The organism is Burkholderia lata (assembly GCF_902499335.1).
Lineage (GTDB): Bacteria > Pseudomonadota > Gammaproteobacteria > Burkholderiales > Burkholderiaceae > Burkholderia > Burkholderia lata_B.
The window spans coordinates 220,150-238,278 of sequence record NZ_CABVQK010000008.1; the positions used below are offsets into that span (position 1 = coordinate 220,150).

Below are 18,129 nucleotides of genomic sequence, written 5' to 3' on the forward strand. Positions count from 1 at the left end.
CTGTTTTTTTCCGAGGAAAACCATGCAACTCACAGGTCAGCTCCTGATCGGCCAGTCCGCCGTCGCCGGACAGAACGGCACCCTCCACGCGATCGCCGCCGCAACCGGCGAGCGGCTCGAACCCGCCTTCGGCGGCGCGAGCCTGCACGACCTGGAGACGGCCTGCGCACTCGCCGACGATGCATTCGACACGTATCGCGAAACGTCGCTCGAGGCCCGCGCCGCGTTTCTCGACGCGATCGGCCGCCACATCATGGCGCTCAGCGACGACCTGATCGAGCGCTGCGTCGTCGAAACGGGCCTGCCGCGCGCCCGCATCGAAGGCGAGCGCGGCCGCACCGTCGGCCAGCTCGCGCTGTTCGCGTCGCTCGTGCGCGACGGCGGCTTTCTCGATGCGCGGATCGATCCGGCGCGCCCCGAGCGCAAGCCGCTGCCGCGCGTCGACCTGCGCCTGCGCAACGTCGCGGCCGGGCCCGTCGCCGTGTTCGGCGCGTCGAACTTCCCGCTCGCGTTCTCGGTCGCCGGCGGCGATACCGCATCGGCGCTCGCGGCCGGCTGCCCGGTGATCGTCAAGGCGCATTCGGCGCACCCGGGCACGTCGGAGCTCGTCGGCCGCGCGATCCAGCAGGCCGCGCGCGAATGCGGGATGCCGGCCGGCGTGTTCTCGCTGCTGTTCGACGCGTCGCGCGAGATCGGCCAGGCGCTCGTCGCCGATCCGCGCATCAAGGCGGTCGGCTTCACCGGCTCGCGCCGCGGCGGCGTCGCGCTGATGCACATCGCGGCCACGCGCCCCGAGCCGATTCCCGTCTATGCGGAAATGAGCTCGATCAATCCCGTGCTGCTGTGTCCCGCCGCGCTCGACGCGCGCCATGATGCGATCGCGCCGCAGTTCGTCGCGTCGCTCACGCTCGGCGCCGGCCAGTTCTGCACGAACCCGGGCCTCGTGCTCGCGGTCGACGGGCCCGCCCTGCGCGCGTTCGAGGAAACGGCCGCGGCTGCGGTGCGTGCGGCGCCCGCGCAAACGATGCTGACGCCGCACATCCACGCCAGCTACGAACAAGGTGTCGCGGCGCTGCGCGATCACGCTGCGGTCGAACTGCTCGCGCAAGGCGCGGAAGGCAATCGCCTGCAGGCCCGCGCCGCACTGTTCGCAACCTCGGCCGACGCCTTCATCGCGCATCCCGAGCTGCGCGACGAAGTGTTCGGCCCCGCTTCGCTGATCGTCCGTTGCCCGGACGTCGGCACGCTGCATCGCGTGCTGAAGTCGCTCGAAGGCCAGCTGACGATCGCCGCGCATCTCGCCGACGGCGACGCCGCACTGTTCGCCGCGCTGCGACCGTTGCTCGAGCGCAAGGCCGGCCGCATTCTCGTCAACGGCTTCGGCACGGGCGTCGAGGTCGGTCATGCGATGGTGCACGGCGGCCCGTTCCCGGCCACGTCCGACACGCGCACGACGTCCGTCGGCGCGCGCGCGATCGAGCGCTTCCTGCGCCCCGTGTCGTATCAGGACCTGCCGGATGCGCTGCTGCCGGACGAGATCCGCAACGACAACCCGCTGAACGTGCCGCAACGCATCGACGGCGTGCCGGCGCCGCGGGAGGCGAACCATGTCTGAGCCGATCGCCGAAGTCGTCCTGTCGCTCGATGAAGTCCACGCGCTCGCGCTGCGCGTGCTGACGCACAACGGGATGTCCGATGCCCATGCGCGGGCCATCGCCAACGTGATCGCGCAGGGCCAGCGCGACGAATGCCATTCGCACGGCGTGTACCGGCTGCTCGTCTGCGTGCGTTCGCTCAAGAAGGGCAAGGTCGATCCGCAGGCCGTGCCGACGCTGCGCCGGCTGTCGTCGTCGATCGTCTCGGTCGACGCGCATCGCGGCTTTTCGCTGCTGAGCTTCGAAACGGGCCTGCCCGTGCTCGTCGAGATGGCGAAGCAGCACGGCATCGCCGCCATGACGATCAACCATTGCTACCACTTCTCCGCGCTGTGGCCGGAAGTCGAGGCGATCGCGGCCGAGGGGCTGGTCGGCATCGCGATGAACCCGAGCCATAGCTGGGTTGCGCCGGAAGGCGGCAAGGAGCCGGTGTTCGGCACGAACCCGATCGCGTTCGCATGGCCGCGCCCGGGCGGCGTGCCATTCGTGTTCGATTTCGCGACGAGCGCGATCGCGCGCGGCGACATCGAGCTGCATGCGAAGCAAGGCAAGGCGATCCCGCCGGAATGGGCAATCGACGCCGAAGGCCGGCCGACCACCGATCCGAAGGCCGCGCTGCAAGGCGCGATGCGTACGTTCGGCGGCCACAAGGGTTCGGCGCTCGCGGCGATGGTCGAACTGCTCGGCGGCGCGCTGATCGGCGACATGACGAGCCGGGAATCGATGGACTTCGACGAAGGCGTCGGCGCGACGCCGTGCCACGGCGAACTCGTGATCGCGTTCGACCCGAAGGTGTTCCTCGGCGACGAACTCGACACGGGGCTCGCGCGCGGCGAGCGGATGTTCGAATCGATCGTCGCGCAGGGTGCGCGGCTGCCGTCGCAACGCCGCTTCGACGCCCGCGCGCGCAGCATCGCGAACGGCGTGCGGATTCCGAAGGCGCTGTACGACGAGATCCTGACGCTGCTCGACTGATGGCAAGGCGCGGGGCCGGATCGCGTATCCATCGCCGATCGATGCGCGATCCGGCCATCTCCCTGGACGGTCACACGGGCATCGTGCAGCCACGCGCGGGTGCCGCGCCGGGCACACCGCACATGCCCGTTGCCGGCCCCATGGGCGCCACGCCCGCGGCGGCTGTGGGATAATCGCCCGGTTTGCCCTGGGCGCAGCTCAAGAGGTTGTTCGCACGGGCGCGAGAGAGGCCTTTATTCCCCGTGCCTCCACCCTTTTCCCGCGATATTTCTTCAGCAACGACAATGCCCACTTACCGTTCCAAAACCTCCACCGCTGGCCGCAACATGGCTGGTGCGCGCTCGCTGTGGCGCGCCACCGGCATGAAAGACGACGATTTCTCGAAGCCGATCATCGCGGTCGTCAACTCGTTCACGCAGTTCGTGCCGGGGCACGTGCACCTGAAGGATCTCGGCCAGCTCGTCGCACGCGAGATCGAGGCTGCCGGCGGCGTCGCGAAGGAATTCAACACGATCGCGGTCGACGACGGCATCGCGATGGGCCACGACGGCATGCTGTATTCGCTGCCGAGCCGCGACATCATCGCCGACTCGGTCGAATACATGGTGAACGCGCATTGCGCGGACGCGATGGTCTGCATCTCGAACTGCGACAAGATCACGCCGGGGATGCTGATGGCCGCGATGCGCCTCAACATTCCGGTGATCTTCGTGTCCGGCGGCCCGATGGAAGCGGGCAAGACGCGCCTCGCGAACCCGGTCACCAAGGCCATCGAAGTGAAAAAGCTCGACCTCGTCGACGCGATGGTGATCGCGGTCGACCCGTCGTACTCCGACGCCGAAGTCGCCGAAGTCGAACGCTCGGCCTGCCCGACCTGCGGCTCGTGCTCGGGCATGTTCACCGCGAACTCGATGAACTGCCTGACCGAAGCGCTCGGCCTGTCGCTGCCCGGCAACGGCACGGTGGTGGCCACGCACGCCGATCGCGAGCAACTGTTCAAGCGCGCCGGCCGCCGCATCGTCGAACTCACGCGCCAGCACTACGAGCAGGACGACGAACGCGTGCTGCCGCGCTCGGTGGGCTTCAAGGCGTTCGAGAACGCGATGACGCTCGACATCGCGATGGGCGGCTCGACCAACACGATCCTGCACCTGCTGGCGATCGCGCAGGAAGCCGGCATCGACTTCACGATGAAGGACATCGACCGCCTGTCGCGCGTCGTGCCGCAGCTGTGCAAGGTCGCGCCGAACACGAACAAGTACCACATCGAAGACGTGCACCGCGCAGGCGGCATCATGGCGATCCTCGGCGAGCTCGACCGCGCGGGCAAGCTGCACACCGACGTGCCGACCGTGCACACGCCGTCGCTGAAGGACGCACTCGACCAGTGGGACATCGTCCGCACGCAGGACGAAGCGGTCCGCACGTTCTACCAGGCCGGCCCGGCCGGCATCCCGACGCAGGTCGCGTTCAGCCAGAACACGCGCTGGCCGAGCCTCGACCTCGACCGCGCCGAAGGCTGCATCCGCTCGTACGAGCATGCGTTCTCGAAGGAAGGCGGCCTCGCGGTGCTGACGGGCAACATCGCGCTCGACGGCTGCGTGGTGAAGACGGCCGGCGTCGACGAGAGCATCCTCGTGTTCGAAGGCACGGCGCACGTGACCGAATCGCAGGATGAGGCAGTCGAAAACATCCTGAACGACAAGGTCAAGGCGGGCGACGTGGTGATCGTGCGCTACGAAGGCCCGAAGGGCGGCCCCGGCATGCAGGAAATGCTCTACCCGACCAGCTACATCAAGTCGAAGGGCCTCGGCAAGGCATGCGCGCTGCTGACGGACGGCCGCTTCTCGGGCGGTACGTCGGGCCTGTCGATCGGCCATTGCTCGCCGGAAGCGGCAGCGGGCGGCGCGATCGGCCTCGTGCGCGACGGCGACAGGATCCGCATCGACATCCCGAACCGCACGATCGACGTGCTGGTGTCGGACGAGGAACTGGCGCGCCGCCGCGAAGAGCAGAACGCGAAGGGCTGGAAGCCGGTGCAACCGCGTCCGCGCAAGGTGTCGGCCGCGCTGAAGGCCTACGCGAAGCTGGTCATGTCCGCCGACAAGGGTGCCGTGCGCGACCTGTCGCTGCTCGACGACTGACAGGGGTAGCTCGACCGGCTGCCTGCAACACGCAGCCGGTCAGCCCGATCCAGAAGCCGCTCTCCGGAGCGGCTTTTTTTCGTCCGGCGCCGGCAGATTGCGCCGGCATCGTCAGTGACGGAGTTCTTCCGGACCGCCGCCTCCGCCACCGCCGTGGCTTCCGCCGCCGTTCCCGCCGCCTTGCGGCCGCGCACCGCTGTAACCCCCGCCGCCACCGCTCGGGCGCACCTGCGCGGGCATCGTGCGGACCTCGCCGCCCGGTGCGGGAGGCGGGCGCATGACGGCCGGCGGTGGCCCTGCCGGACGCGCATTGCCGCCTGCACCCGGCATCGGCGCAGGCGCAGCCGGCGGCTGCGTGCGGATCGCGCCGTTCCAGCCGCCCCGCGCAGCCGACGGTCGTGCATCATGCACGGGCGGCGGACCGCCCGGTGTGACCTGCACCGCCCCGCCCGGTTGCGGGCGTCCCTGTCCCGGCGGCCTCCCGCCCGGGCCGAGCCGCGGTTCCGCGCGGTGCTCCCACCGGTCGCGGTCATGGAACCACGGCCGGTGACGGTAGTAGCGATCCCAGTACGCGCCGATCGCGAACCCGGTGATCGGCACGCCGATGATCGCGCCGTACTCGAGGAGCGGCGCGTATCCGCCCTGGTACGGATAGTCGATCAGTTGCGCGTCGATCCAGCCGCGCACGCCCGGCAGCGCAACGTCGCACCACGAGTAGTCGCTCAGGCAGCCGAACACGTCCAGCGCGGTGCCCGGCGGAATCTGCGCGACGACCGGATAGTCGGGCGCCGGCCCGGCGAACAGTTCGGCCGGCGAGTTCGTGTAGCCGGTGCTCTGCGCCTGCGCAATGCCCGGCGCGGCCGCCAGGCCGAACAGGGCGACCCACAGGCCGCGAACGATCGTATTCCTCATGCTCATGATGCTCTCCCGCGCGGTGCCGCCGCGCGCCGGTCAATGCCGATGCCCGCCCCAGCCGCCACCCCAGTGGCTGCCGCCCCACGGACGATGCCAGTACCCGCCGCGTCCACGCCAGCCGCCGCCCCAGCCGCCCCAGAAGCCGACCGAGATCGCCGGCGCGCCCCAGCCGTACCAGCCCGGGTAATACGCGGGGGCATAGTACGGATACGGATAGGGATACGGCGCCGGATAGGCCGGCGCGACGTAGACGGGAGCCGGATCGACCACCGGCGGCGCGACCGCCGCCGCAGCCGGGCCCGGCGCAGCGGTGCCCGGTGTAGCCGGCGTGACGGGGATCTCGCGCTGCGTCAGCGTGGCCGGTGCCGGCGCGTAGTACGGAGCATAGCCATACGGACTCGTGTAATAACAGCCGCCGAGGGTCAGCGTCGTCAATGCGAATACCGCACACCTCGCGGCAGGAATCGGGGTCATGTCTTGCTCCGGCAGAGTCCGCGCGTCGCCGCCAGGCGCGCGCCTGACTCTAGCTTACGTCCCCTGCAGATTACCGCTGGGTATGATCGGTTACTTTTTGTTTCCTGCACCGGACGGTCGTGCGGGAATGCCGCGTGCTGGCACGTCTGCCGCGCTCGCGTTGAAGTTTGCGCAAACGCCCTCAACTTGAACGATGTCAGGCTGGCCGGCGCGGACAGGGGTTCGCGAGCAACCGGCGGCCCGAAACCGGCGGACTTCGGCCCGCCCCGACAGGAACGCGGCTCACGCCGCCATCGACATGACTACGCCACGCCCCACTCCCCGGGCGGACACGCCGCTCGATCCGATCATCCAGTTGCTGGCGCTCGCCGGCGAACAGGGTTATCTGACCCACGCCGACCTCGTCGACGCGCTGCCGCCCGAAAGCGACAGCCCCGACGCGCTCGACGTCGTGCGCGCCGCGCTCGCCGACATCGGCATCGCCGTGCTCGACGAGCCGGCCGCGCCTGCGCCGTTCACCGGTGCGGCGCCTGTCGACGTCGATCGCGATGCGCTCGACGAAGGCCGCGCGATGCTCGGCGATCTCGCACGCGGCACGAGCGCATCGACCGATCCGCTCGCCCTCTACATGCGGCGCATGCAGGCGGTGCCGCTGCTCACGCGTGAAGGCGAAATCGTGCTGGCGCGCGAGATCGAGACGGGCCGCCACCAGATCCTGCACGCGCTCGCCGGCCATCCGGCCGCGGTCGACGCGCTGCTTGCGCGTCATCGCGCAACGGCTGCGACCGGCACTGCCGGATCGTCCGATGACGACGCCGCCGACACGCCCGCGCCGGCCAGCTACGACGCGCTGCAGGCGGCCGTCGCGGCGTTGCGCGACGCGTTGCACGCGCACGGCTTCCGTTCGGATGAGTACCGTGACGCGCGCAACCACGTGGCTGCCCTGCTCGGCTCGATCGCGTGGGTCGCACCGGCCGTCGACGACGCGAGCCGCGTCGTGCGCACGCTCGCGTCCGCGCCGCATGGCACCGCAGCGGACGAAGCCGCCTGCTTCGACACGGTCGCGCGACGGGCACTCGCCGCCGCGCTCACCGACGGCCAGCATAAGGTGCGTGACGCCACGCGCGCGATGCTCGAGGCGAACCTGCGGCTCGTGCTGTCGATCGCGCGCAAATACATGAACCGCGGCGTCGACCTGCCCGATCTCGTGCAGGACGGCAGCCTCGGCCTGATGCGCGCGATCGAGAAGTTCGAATACCGGCGCGGGTTCAAGTTCTCGACCTATGCGACCTGGTGGATCCGCCAGGCGATCACGCGCGCGGTCGCGGATCGCGCACGCACGATCCGCGTGCCTGTGCACGTCGGCGACCAGTACCAGCGCGTGCAGCGGCATGCGCTGCGTTTTCGCCAGCGCACGGGCCGCCGGGCGACGCCGGGCGAACTCGCAGCCGAAACCGGCCTCGACGAGGACAAGCTGCGCGCGGTGCTCGCGCTGCCTGCGGAGCCCGTGTCGCTCGACGCGCCGCTGCCCGACGCGGACACCGGCCTCGTGGAGCTGATCGAGGACCAGACGTCGGCCAGCCCGTTCGAGCAACTGGCCGACACGCGCATGCGCGAGTGCGTGAGGTCGCTGCTCCGGTCGGTCACGCCGGCCGAGGCCGACGTGCTGCGCCGGCGGTTCGGCCTCGGCGGCACCGAGCCCGATACCTACGACGCGATCGCGCAGGACGCGGGCATGTCGCGCGAACGCGTGCGGCAGATCGAGAAACGGGCGCTCGCCGCGTTGCGCACGGCCGCCGAGGCCGAAAACGCCCAGTCGTTCCTCGACGCGTGATCGCATCGAGCGACGCACGGTCGTGCCACTTTCCGGCACGACCGTGCGCTTCGAACCTGTGCTACGTTTGCCATTGACGTGCGTCAAGTTTTCTTCATCGCGTGTCGCGACAATGATGAAAAGCCGACCGGCGCATCGTTCGCCGTGTCCATTCCGTTTGTGCTTCCCCGGGTCCCTCGCCATGCAGACGAGCGCCAGCCAAACGTACGAGGAAAACCGGCATATCGCGACCTGCCTGCGCGAGGCGGCGCAGCGGCTGGCTGACCAGGGCGCGAATCCGTACCGGGTCGCCGCATACCGCGCGTCGGCCGGGACGGTCGATACGCTCGACCTCGACATCCGCACACTGTTCGAATCCGGCGGCGTCGATGCGCTCGGTATGCTGCCCGAGATCGGCACGGGCGTCGCCCAGGCGATCGCCGAGCTGCTGGTGACGGGACGCTGGCGCCAGCTCGACCGGCTGTGCGGCGACGCCGAGCGCACCTCCGCGTTCGAAGCGGTGCCGGGCATCGGCCACGCGCTCGCGCTGCGCATTCACGACCTGCTGCACATCGATACGCTCGAGGAACTCGAACGCGCGGCCCGCAACGGCCAGCTCGAAACGATCTCGGGCGTCGGCCCGCGGCGGGCGGCCGGCATCCGCACCGCGCTCGACGACGTGCTGAGCCGCCGCCGGCGCTGGCAGGGCCACGTGCAGGACGCCGGCCCCGGCACGGAGCCGCCCGTCGAACTGCTGCTCTACATCGACCGCCTGTACCGCAACAAGGCCGCCGCGGGCGTGTTGCCGACGCCTGGCGTTTTGCAACGCGTCACCGCGCATCGGCGCCCGAACGCGGACGGCTACGTGCCGCTGCCCGTGATGCACATGACCAAGGGCGGCTGGCATTTCACCGCACTGTGCCTGCATGCCGCGATGCGCACGCCGGAGGCCTCCCGCCCGACGGACTGGGTCTCGCTCTATTTTTACGACGCCGTGCAATGCGAGCACCAGCGCACCGTCTTCACCGAAACGTACGGCTCGCTCGTCGGCAAGCGCATCGTGCGCGGGCGCGAGCAGGAATGCCGCGTGTACTACGCCGGATGAATCAGTCGTCGCCGGTTTCGTCGACGTCGAACACAACGCCGAGCAGCGACGCGATCTCGCGACATGCATGGGTGAGCGCGCGTGTGCGGCGGCCGGAATAGTCTGCCGCGAGATAGAACCAAGTCGAGAACGACTCGTAGTCGGCCGTGCTTTTCCGGTTCGGCACGTCGAACCAGAACGTCACCATGTAGCCGCCCTTCCAGCGAACCGGAATCACCTGCGTGAGCCGCAGTCTCGTGATTGCGCCGTGGCGGAACCGGAAGCTGTCGTCGCCGACGCGGAACCCCGACCACGCGCCGTCGTTCGACACGAACACGGTCAACGCTTCGTCCGGTGGCGCGGCGGACACGCCGTCTTCCGGGGCCAGTTCGGCCGTCGTCACCATCGCCGCGCCCGAACCGTCGCGCCCCGTCTCGACATCCACGTACGCTTCGATCGTCCGCTTCGCGTTGTCGTAGAAGCTGCGCGTGACGTCGGGTCGTGCGGTGTCGGCAATCAGCACCAGTTGCTTGAATCGTGCCTGCTCGCCGTATTGAAGCGGCACATCGGGCGCGTCGCCGGGCTCGTCAACCGGTTCGTCCTCCAGACTATCGGTCGATACGGGCGGTGCGGTCATGTCAGGCGGTTCAACGCCCCCGCGCCGCCGTTTCACCCAAGCGCTTCCCCACGTCAGCAGCGCGGTCTGCATCGCCAGCACGGCGGCCATCGTCGCGCACCCGGCGAGAAACCCGTAACGCGGCCCGACCTTCGATGCCGCATACGCGGCAGGAAGCACATAAAGCACAAGTAAAAACCACACGCGGCAACCCCGTTGTTCTTGTTAGTGATGTGCGGTACGGAATGGTGCGGCTCGCCACCCTACCGTCGGGCCGCCACTCCAACCCGCCGAAGCATGCGCGCCGCCTACGCGCCTTCCGCCTTCGTGCGGCGCGCCGGATGACGATGCGCGGCAATGCGCAGCAGCTTCTGGAACGACGGGCATTCGAGATGGTTCGATGCAGGACACACGGCCGCATGCCGCAGCGCATCGCGCACGGCGCCGAGACGGCGAATCGTACGGTCGAGTTCGTCGGCCTTGCCGTCGAGCTTCGCGCGATCGATCGCAGGCAGGCCATCCGTGCCGACCATCGCGAGGATGTCGTCGAGCGAAAAACCGGCCTCGCGGCCAAGCGCAATCAGCGCCAGGCGCTCCAGCACCGACTCGTCGTATTGCCGACGCAGCCCGTGGCGGCCGGTCGGGACGATCAGCCCCTTTTCCTCGTAGTAGCGCAGCGTCGACGCGGGCAATCCCGAGCGTCGCGCCACATCCGCAATGTCCAGCCGGCTCATGCTTGACCTCAAGTGAACTTGAAGTTGCAAGATAGTCGCTCGACTCCATAAAGACAAGCGCTGACTGCCATGAAACCGCTGAAACCACGCTGTATTCCACTGCACCGCGCAGCCTTTGCCCTTCTTCGCGGAGGGTCGCGATGAGCCTGCCCGACCTCCTCCTCAACCTGTTGCTGATCGGCACGGGCGCCACGCTCGTGATGGACCTGTGGACGCTGTTCCGGCGGCGTGCATTCGGCATTCCGTCGCTGGACTATGCGCTGGTCGGCCGCTGGATCGGTCACATGCTGCAAGGCCGGTTCCGGCACGTGTCGATCGGCGCCGCGGCGCCCGTGCCGGGCGAGCGAGCGCTCGGCTGGATCGCGCATTACGCGATCGGCATCACGTTCGCGACACTGCCGGTCGTGGTTGCAGGCCCGGAATGGATCATCACGCCGACGCTGCTCCCTGCAATCATCGCCGGCCTCGCCAGCGTGGCCGCGCCATTTTTGGTGATGCAACCCGCGTTCGGCTTCGGCATCGCGGCGTCGCGTACGCCGCACCCGCGCGTTGCGCGCCGGCGCAGCATCGTCGCGCATCTGTCGTACGGCATGGGGCTCTATCTGTCGGCGTTCGCGCTCGCAGCGCTGGCCCGTTGAGCACACGGCTTCGCCAAAAAAGCCGTAAGAGGTAGCGTCGGCTCAACCGAGCAGACGTCGACGCCCACGCAAGCGCATCGTCGACCGTCGTGACAGGCACATCGCCCTGCGCGAGCCGGACCAAGGCCGCGCCGGGCATCAACACCGGCGCATCGACGATGAAGATGCCCATTCCGGTATGCGGGCAAATGCGGCGTGCTTGCGCGCCACCTCCCAGTGTTTCCGCTGTTTTCAAACCGCTCATCCGCGCGCCCGATGGCGGCGCACATCACTCCCCGCCGCAGTCGATCAGGTTGTGCCGCATGCGCCCGAGCAGCCGCACCAGCGTATCGTGCTCGTCGGGCGTGAAGCCGCGCAGCCCGTCGTCGGAGACGGTGTCGCCCACTTCGAGCATCTGCGGAAAGATCTCGCGCGACTTGTCGGTCAGCCGGATCACGAACGCGCGGCGGTCGTCGTCGTTCGCGATGCGCTCGATCCAGCCATAGCTTTCCATCCGGTCGAGCAACCGCGTCAGCGAGATCGGCGTGATCTCGAGCCATTCGGCGAGCCGCGCCTGATTCATCTCGCCCTTCCACGTCAGGTACGCGAGCACGCGGCTTTGTGCCCGTGTCAGCCCGATGCGCTTCGCGCGCCGGTCGAACAGGCGTCCGTTCAGGCGGGCGACGTCGGCAATCAGATAGCCGATCCGGTTCTCGTAAGTCTTGTCCATCCGCGGATTATAGGGTCAAGCCTGGAACGGCCCGCGGCCCGTGGCCTGGCAATAAGCGGATATATAATAAGCGTGCTTACAATTACCGCCACGCAGGATCGCCGCCCACGGCGACCGCCCCACGGAGACACCCGCTTGAGCCCCGCCGCCGACGCCCCCGCCTCGCCCGCCCTGAACCGGCCGATGCTGACCCTGTCGATCATGCTTGCCACGCTGATCCAGACCCTCGACAGCACGATCGCGAACGTCGCGCTGCCACACATGCAGGGCACGCTGTCCGCGTCGCAGGACGAGATCACGTGGGTGCTGACCTCCTATATCGTCGCTGCGGCGATCGCGACGCCGCTCACCGGCTGGCTGTCCGACCGGCTCAGCGTGAAGCGGCTGCTGATCGTGTCGATCGCGGGCTTCACGGTCGCGTCGGCGCTGTGCGGGCTGTCCGAGACACTCGTGCAGATCGTCGGCGCGCGCCTGCTGCAGGGCGTGTTCGGCGCCGCGCTGGTGCCGCTGTCGCAGTCGATCCTGCTCGACATCAACCCGCGCGAGAAACAGGGCCAGGCGATGGCGATCTGGGGGATGGGCGTGATGGTCGGCCCGATCCTCGGCCCGACGCTCGGCGGCTGGCTCACCGACAGCTACAACTGGCGCTGGGTGTTCTTCATCAACGTGCCGATCGGCGCGTTCGCGCTCGCTGGCGTGATGACCTTCCTGCCCGCGCGCGCGCCGCGCCCGCATGTGAAATTCGACGCGTTCGGCTTCGCGACGCTGGCGCTCGCGATCGGCGCGTTCCAGGCGATGCTCGACCGCGGCGAACAGCTCGACTGGTTCGGCTCGTACGAGATCCGCATCGAGGCGATCGTCGCGGTGCTCAGCTTCGCGTTCTTCCTCGTGCATACGGCGACCGTCGGCAAGGCGTCGTTCTTCAAGTCGGAACTGCTGCGCGACCCGAACTTCGCGACGGGCACGCTGTTCATCTTCGTGGTCGGCGCGGTGCTGTACGCAACGCGCGCGCTGCTGCCGCCGATGCTGCAGAACCTGATGGGCTACCCGGTCGCGACGACGGGCCTCGTCACCGCGCCAAGCGGCGCCGGCACGATGATCGCGATGCTGTTCGTCGGAAGGCTGCTGAAATACGTGGATGCGCGGATGCTGCTGCTCGCGGGGCTGTCGATTTCCGCGCTCGCGCTATGGCAGATGATGCAGTACACGGTCGTGCTGTCCGAAGCGGACATCGTGTGGCCGGGCGTGGTGCAGGGCTTCGGGCTGGGGCTCGTGTTCGTGCCGTTGAGCGCGCTGTCGTTCTCGACGCTGCCGCCCGACCTGCGCGCGGACGGCACGGCCACCTACAGCCTGATGCGCAATATCGGCAGCAGTATCGGCATCTCGATCGTGCAGACGCTGATGACGCGCAACACGCAGGTCGCGCATGCCGACCTCGCGACCCACATCACGCCGTTCAACCCGGCCGTGCAGGCGATGGCCGGCAGTCGCCTCGACATCGCGCTGCTCGACCGCACGATCAACCAGCAGGCGTCGATGATCGCGTACCTGAACGACTTCAAGCTGATGTTCGTCGCGACGCTGCTGATGATTCCGCTGCTGCTGCTGATCCGGCCGCCGCAGAAAGCAGCGAGCGTGGAGATCGCGCACGCGGCGATGGATTAACGGGCGCACGCGCGGCGCACGCCCGCTTCGCCCCGCGTCAGGCCTTCATCGTGCCCGTGCGCACGTAGCGCTCGTGCCACGACAGCGCCTCGGCGAGCAGGTGCGGCGTGTGCTTGCCGAAGCTTTCGCGCGACGCACGCTCGAAGTAATCCTCGAGCATCGGCCGGTAGTCGGGATGCGCGCAGGTCGCGATGACCTTGCGTGCACGCTGCTTCGGCGACAGGCCGCGCAGGTCCGCGAGGCCCTGCTCGGTGACGACCACCGCGACGTCGTGCTCGGTATGGTCGACGTGGCTCGCCATCGGCACGATTCGCGAGATCGCGCCGCCCTTCGCGGTACTCGCCGACATGAAGCACGACAGGTAGCCGTTACGCGCGAAGTCGCCCGAACCGCCGATGCCGTTCTGGATCTTCGTGCCCATCACATGCGTCGAGTTCACGTTGCCGTAGATGTCGGCCTCGATCATCCCGTTCATCGCGATGCAGCCGAGACGGCGCACGAGCTCCGGATGGTTGCTGATCTCCTGCGGGCGCAGCACGATCTTCTCGCGGAACGTCGCGATTTCGTCGGCGAAGCGCTGCACGGCGGCCGGGCTCAGCGACAGCGCGGTGGCCGACGCGAAGTCCAGCGTGCCGTCCTGGAGCAGGTCGAGCATGCCGTCCTGGATCACTTCGGTGTACGCGGTCAGGTGCGAGAAGCCGGCCGAGCTGAGCTCCGCGAGCACCGCGTTCGTGATGTTGCCGACGCCCGACTGCAGCGGCAGCAGGTTTTCCGGCAGGCGGCCACGCTTCACTTCGTGACGCAGGAAGTCGATCAGTTGATGCGCGATCTGCTTGGACGTCTCGTCCGGCGCGGAGAACGCGTTGCTGCGATCCGGCGCGTCGGTTTCGACGATCGCGACGATCTTGTCGGCCGGGCAGCGCAGGTACGGCTCGCCGATCCGGTCGTCGCTCTTCGTCAGCGGAATCGGCTTGCGGTGCGGCGGCAGCGCGGTGCCGTAGTAGACGTCGTGCATTCCGTCGAGGCCGAGCGGCTGGCGCGAGTTGACCTCGAGGATCACGTGCTTCGCGCGTTCGAGCCAGGTCTTGTTGTTGCCGATCGACGCGGACGGAATCAGCAGCCCGTCCTCGCGGATGCCCGCGACTTCGACGATCGCGACATCGAGATCGCCGTACAGCCCGAACCATGCGTACTGTGCGACGTGGCTCAGGTGGACGTCCTGGTAGTCGACTTCGCCGCCGTTGATCTTGTCGCGCAACGTCGGGTCGGACTGGTACGGCAGGCGCATCGAGATGCCGTTGGTGCGGGCGAGCGCGCCGTCGAGTTCCGGCGCGGTCGACGCGCCCGTCAGCACGTTGATCCGGAAGTCCTCGCCGCGCGTGTGCGCCGCGTCGATGTGGGCGGCAAGCGCGGCCGGTACGGCCTTCGGATAGCCCGACCCCGTGAAGCCGCTCATGGCGACGGTCATGCCGGGGCGGATCAGCGCGGCGGCTTCGTCGGCGGTGCGGACGAGCGAACGCAGGGCGGGAGCGAGGATGCGTGATGAAGACATGGCTGGTTTCTGACGCTTTGGTCTGTCGTTGACGTCGCTGGGGGTGTCTCCTGAGCGACATGAAGCCCTTGGGGCCGCGAGGGGCGGCCGGCACCACAGGCACGGTCGGAGTATCGCAGAGGCGATCACCGCGAAATGTCCGCTAAATGCAAAAGATCCTTGCCGGATTTGCCGGGTATCGAACGGCCGTTCTGTGACAGACGCTCCGTTTAAATCGGATGCACACGAAAGGTGCATGAAAGCATCGGGCAGAAAGACCGGTCGACGATCGCCAACTCATGCGTGTCAATCGACGGATTTCCACCGCAATTTATCGCCAGCCAATCGGCAATGACCGACATCCGTCCGGCGCGGCCAATTGTCACCCGATGCGGCGTATCCCGGCCTGACGCACGTCAAGTTCGCACGCGCCGCGCGACGCTCACCGGGAAGCGCGAAAAGCACCGTCGCACCGGCCTGTGAGGCCCGTCCGTCCTTGACAGCCGCGTGGCGCGAACCACACTGGAATACGGATCCCGCAACCCTGTCTGACCGCCCTTTCGCGCCCGCGCTTTTTGGCTGGCCGATCGACGCAAGACGCGGTAACACTCCCTCATGTCAGGACATTGATCGAATAAAAAGCAACAAATTACAATTCCGTATATATTTCGCCGATGGACCAAAGAAAAACCGCCACACGTTCCGAACCGCCCCTGCCTCGCACCTGGGATGCGCGGCTCGCGCGCTCGCTTGTCCGACCGCTCGTCGACACGCCCGTCACCCCGAATCACCTCACCACAGTTCGTCTGCTGATCGGCCTCGCCGGCGCCTGGTGCCTCGCGCACGGCGGCTTCGGCTGGAGCAATGCAGGCGCGTTCCTGATCGTGCTGTCGAACTTCGTCGACCACACCGATGGCGAGCTCGCACGCATCAGCGGCAAGTCGAGCAAGATCGGTCATTTTTACGACCTCGCGGCAGACGCGCTCGTCACGGTCGCGCTGTTCGTCAGCATGGGGGTCGGTATCGTCGCCCAGGGCGGCCAGATGGCCGCGTCGCCGGTGCTGCTCGGCGCGGTGGCCGGCGCGGCCGTCGCGCTGATCTTCTTCCTGCGCATGCGGATCGAATCGTTCGCCGGCAAGGCCGGCACCAAGCAGGCATTCGCCGGCGGCTTCGAAACCGAAGACGTGCTCTACCTGCTGCCGCTCGTGACGCTGTTCGACGGCGTCGAGCCGTTCCTGCTCGCGGCGTCGATCGGCGCCCCGCTGTTCGCCGCCTGGGTCGTGATCGACTGGTGGCGCATCGTCCGGCGCGGCAACGTTGCTCAGAATCCCACCGAAATCCAGGCTTCCAAATGAATAGCACGCGCGACGACTCCGTGCTGAGCCCGGCACGCCCCGCGCCCGTGCGCGCGGCCGCGGCCGATCCCGATCGCACCGTGGCCGACTGCGTCGGCCCGCTCGACCTCGACCGCCTGCGCGGCGACTACACGCGCCAGGGCTCGTTCCTGTACCTCGACGCATTCCTGCCGGCCGACGCGCACGCGAAGCTGGCGGACGCCGCCCGTGCGATGCAGGCCGGCCTGAACCGCAATTACCTGCCCGGCCACAAGCAGGGCGGCAGCGTGAGCCGCCATACGATCGACGAGCAGGCGCCGTACATCGCCGAACTGTATCGCTCGAAGGCGCTCCTCTCCTTCCTCGAGAAAGTCACGGGCGACAAGCTGATGCTGTCGCCGGACGACGATCCGCACGCATACGCGCTGTATTACTACACGAAGCCCGGCGACCACATCGGCTGGCACTACGACACGTCGTACTACGACGGCCGCCGCTACACGCTGCTGATCGGCGTGATCGACGAATCGTCGTGCCGGCTCGACTACGAGCTGCACACGCGCAATCCGGACGTCGCCGACGAACCGGGCTCCGTCCAGATCGCCGACGGCGGCATCGTGCTGTTCGACGGCGACAAGCTGCGCCACCGCATCACGCCGCTCGGCCAGAACGAGATGCGCGTGTCGCTCACCTTCGAATACGTGACGAACCCCGGCATGCGGCCGTGGAAGCGCTTCATCTCGAACATGAAGGACGCGATCGCGTATTTCGGTTTCCGCCAGGTGTTCAAGCAACTGGCGACGCGACGCACGACCGGGTCATGACACGCGCCGGCCTCATCCTGCTGTCCCTCGGGACCGCACTCTTCGTCGCACTCCTTGCATGGCAGGGCGTTGGCGCGGTCGCGTCCACGTTCCTCGCGGCCGGCTGGGGGCTTGCGCTCGTCGCGGCGTTCCACGTCGTGCCGCTCGTGATCGACGCGATCGCGATCTCCGTGATGTTCCGCCCCGGCCAGCCGGGCGCCGAGCTCGGAAACGCGCTGCGCGCGCGCTGGGTCGGCGAATCGGTGAACAGCCTGCTGCCCGCCGGGCAGATCGGCGGCCCCGTGCTGATGGTGCGCCACCTCGCGCAGCGCGGCACGCGGATGGCCGACGCGGCGGCGGCCGTCACCGTCAGCACGACGATGCAGGCGCTCGCGCAGATGGCATTCGCGCTGATCGGCATCGCCGCATTCAGCCTGTACGCGACGCACGAATCGGTCGCGCACCTGCGCACGCCCGCGCTGATCGCCACCGGCGTGCTCGGCGCCCTCGCCGCGCTGTTCTACATGGCGCAGCGGCGCGGGCTGTTCGGCCGCGGCCTGCGCCTCGCGTCGAAGCTGCTCGGCCCGCGCGACTGGTCGTCGCTGGCCACCCGCGCCGACGCGATCGATGACGCGGTCGGCGCGCTGTACCGCGATCGTGCGAAGGTCGCGAAGACGTTCGCACTGAGTCTCGTCGGCTGGATCGTCGGTACCGCGGAAGTGTGGCTCGCGCTGCACTTCCTCGGGCACCCGGTGAGCTGGCTCGACGCGCTGCTGCTCGAGAGCGTCGGCCAGGCCATTCGTGGCGCGGCCTTCGCGATCCCGGGCTCGCTCGGCGCGCAGGAAGGCGGTTACCTGCTCCTCGCGCCGCTGGTCGGACTGCCGCCCGACGCGGCGCTCGCGCTGTCGCTTGCGAAACGCGCACGCGAACTCGCGCTCGGCCTGCCCGGCCTGCTCTATCTGCATTTCAGTGAAAGAAACTGGCAGCGGCGCCGTGCGCCGCAGCCGCTCGCCGACTGATCGTTCAGATCCGCCGGCTT

16 protein-coding genes are annotated in these 18,129 nt (G+C 68.4%); 10 read left to right on the plus strand and 6 right to left on the minus strand.

The annotated features are described in order from the left end of the window. Window positions 1–22: 22 nt before the first annotated feature. From BCO18175_RS21160 to ilvD, 3 genes are all read left to right on the plus strand, one after another. Window positions 23–1,615, plus strand: a complete 1,593-nt coding sequence (locus tag BCO18175_RS21160) for an aldehyde dehydrogenase (NADP(+)) (protein WP_174983723.1) — start codon at window positions 23–25, stop codon at window positions 1,613–1,615. Beyond that, window positions 1,608–2,630, plus strand: a complete 1,023-nt coding sequence (locus BCO18175_RS21165; protein WP_174983724.1) for an Ldh family oxidoreductase — start codon at window positions 1,608–1,610, stop codon at window positions 2,628–2,630. The genes BCO18175_RS21160 and BCO18175_RS21165 overlap by 8 nt, the downstream gene beginning before the upstream one ends. A gap of 284 nt (window positions 2,631–2,914) precedes the next feature. Continuing rightward, window positions 2,915–4,774 carry a dihydroxy-acid dehydratase gene (ilvD, locus tag BCO18175_RS21170; RefSeq protein ID WP_174983726.1) on the plus strand — a complete coding sequence of 620 codons (1,860 nt, stop codon included), beginning with the start codon at window positions 2,915–2,917 and terminating at the stop codon, window positions 4,772–4,774. Between the two features lie 111 nt (window positions 4,775–4,885). Here the strand turns inward: ilvD and BCO18175_RS21175 are convergent, their stop codons facing one another. Together BCO18175_RS21175 and BCO18175_RS21180 are read right to left on the minus strand one after the other, a co-directional pair. Continuing rightward, window positions 4,886–5,686 (minus strand): SH3 domain-containing protein, encoded by an 801-nt coding sequence (locus BCO18175_RS21175; protein WP_217483922.1) that lies wholly within the window; start codon window positions 5,684–5,686, stop codon window positions 4,886–4,888. Between the two features lie 39 nt (window positions 5,687–5,725). Beyond that, window positions 5,726–6,163, minus strand: coding sequence for a hypothetical protein (locus BCO18175_RS21180; RefSeq protein WP_174983730.1), 438 nt, complete (start codon window positions 6,161–6,163; stop codon window positions 5,726–5,728). Between the two features lie 298 nt (window positions 6,164–6,461). Here BCO18175_RS21180 and BCO18175_RS21185 point away from each other — a divergent pair, with 298 nt between their 5' ends. Further along, the gene (locus BCO18175_RS21185) at window positions 6,462–7,997 is read left to right on the plus strand and encodes a sigma-70 family RNA polymerase sigma factor (protein ID WP_174983732.1); all 1,536 of its coding nucleotides are present in this window, start codon (window positions 6,462–6,464) and stop codon (window positions 7,995–7,997) included. Window positions 7,998–8,178: 181 nt separating this feature from the next. Further along, window positions 8,179–9,081 carry a helix-hairpin-helix domain-containing protein gene (locus BCO18175_RS21190; protein WP_174983734.1) on the plus strand — a complete coding sequence of 301 codons (903 nt, stop codon included), beginning with the start codon at window positions 8,179–8,181 and terminating at the stop codon, window positions 9,079–9,081. Between the two features lies 1 nt (window position 9,082). On the opposite strand, the gene BCO18175_RS21195 is transcribed toward BCO18175_RS21190, so the two are convergent. Together BCO18175_RS21195 and BCO18175_RS21200 are read right to left on the minus strand one after the other, a co-directional pair. Then, complete coding sequence (locus BCO18175_RS21195; protein WP_174983736.1) at window positions 9,083–9,880, minus strand: hypothetical protein; 798 nt, start codon at window positions 9,878–9,880, stop codon at window positions 9,083–9,085. 104 nt (window positions 9,881–9,984) lie between these two features. Then, window positions 9,985–10,410: a helix-turn-helix domain-containing protein gene (locus BCO18175_RS21200; protein ID WP_174910680.1), complete on the minus strand. Its 426-nt coding sequence runs from the start codon at window positions 10,408–10,410 to the stop codon at window positions 9,985–9,987. 140 nt (window positions 10,411–10,550) lie between these two features. Here BCO18175_RS21200 and BCO18175_RS21205 point away from each other — a divergent pair, with 140 nt between their 5' ends. After that, complete coding sequence (locus BCO18175_RS21205) at window positions 10,551–11,048, plus strand: DUF2938 domain-containing protein (RefSeq protein WP_174983738.1); 498 nt, start codon at window positions 10,551–10,553, stop codon at window positions 11,046–11,048. 268 nt (window positions 11,049–11,316) lie between these two features. Here BCO18175_RS21205 and BCO18175_RS21210 read toward each other — a convergent pair whose 3' ends face one another. After that, a complete protein-coding gene (locus BCO18175_RS21210; protein WP_174983740.1) occupies window positions 11,317–11,757 on the minus strand; it encodes a MarR family winged helix-turn-helix transcriptional regulator in 441 nt (146 codons plus the stop codon). 135 nt (window positions 11,758–11,892) lie between these two features. Here BCO18175_RS21210 and BCO18175_RS21215 point away from each other — a divergent pair, with 135 nt between their 5' ends. Next, window positions 11,893–13,422 carry a DHA2 family efflux MFS transporter permease subunit gene (locus BCO18175_RS21215; protein WP_174983742.1) on the plus strand — a complete coding sequence of 510 codons (1,530 nt, stop codon included), beginning with the start codon at window positions 11,893–11,895 and terminating at the stop codon, window positions 13,420–13,422. Between the two features lie 37 nt (window positions 13,423–13,459). Here BCO18175_RS21215 and BCO18175_RS21220 read toward each other — a convergent pair whose 3' ends face one another. Continuing rightward, window positions 13,460–14,974: an acetyl-CoA hydrolase/transferase family protein gene (locus BCO18175_RS21220; RefSeq protein WP_174910690.1), complete on the minus strand. Its 1,515-nt coding sequence runs from the start codon at window positions 14,972–14,974 to the stop codon at window positions 13,460–13,462. Window positions 14,975–15,627: 653 nt separating this feature from the next. Here BCO18175_RS21220 and BCO18175_RS21225 point away from each other — a divergent pair. From BCO18175_RS21225 to BCO18175_RS21235, 3 genes are read left to right on the plus strand one after another with little or no spacing between them, the layout of a single operon-like run. Next, entirely contained in the window at window positions 15,628–16,308 is a 681-nt protein-coding gene (locus BCO18175_RS21225; RefSeq protein WP_174910694.1) for a CDP-alcohol phosphatidyltransferase family protein, read from the plus strand. Continuing rightward, the gene (locus BCO18175_RS21230) at window positions 16,305–17,111 is read left to right on the plus strand and encodes a HalD/BesD family halogenase (protein ID WP_174983744.1); all 807 of its coding nucleotides are present in this window, start codon (window positions 16,305–16,307) and stop codon (window positions 17,109–17,111) included. Before BCO18175_RS21225 ends, BCO18175_RS21230 begins: the two co-directional genes overlap by 4 nt. Beyond that, window positions 17,108–18,109 carry an HpnL family protein gene (locus BCO18175_RS21235; protein WP_174983746.1) on the plus strand — a complete coding sequence of 334 codons (1,002 nt, stop codon included), beginning with the start codon at window positions 17,108–17,110 and terminating at the stop codon, window positions 18,107–18,109. The genes BCO18175_RS21230 and BCO18175_RS21235 overlap by 4 nt, the downstream gene beginning before the upstream one ends. Window positions 18,110–18,129 lie beyond the last annotated feature (20 nt).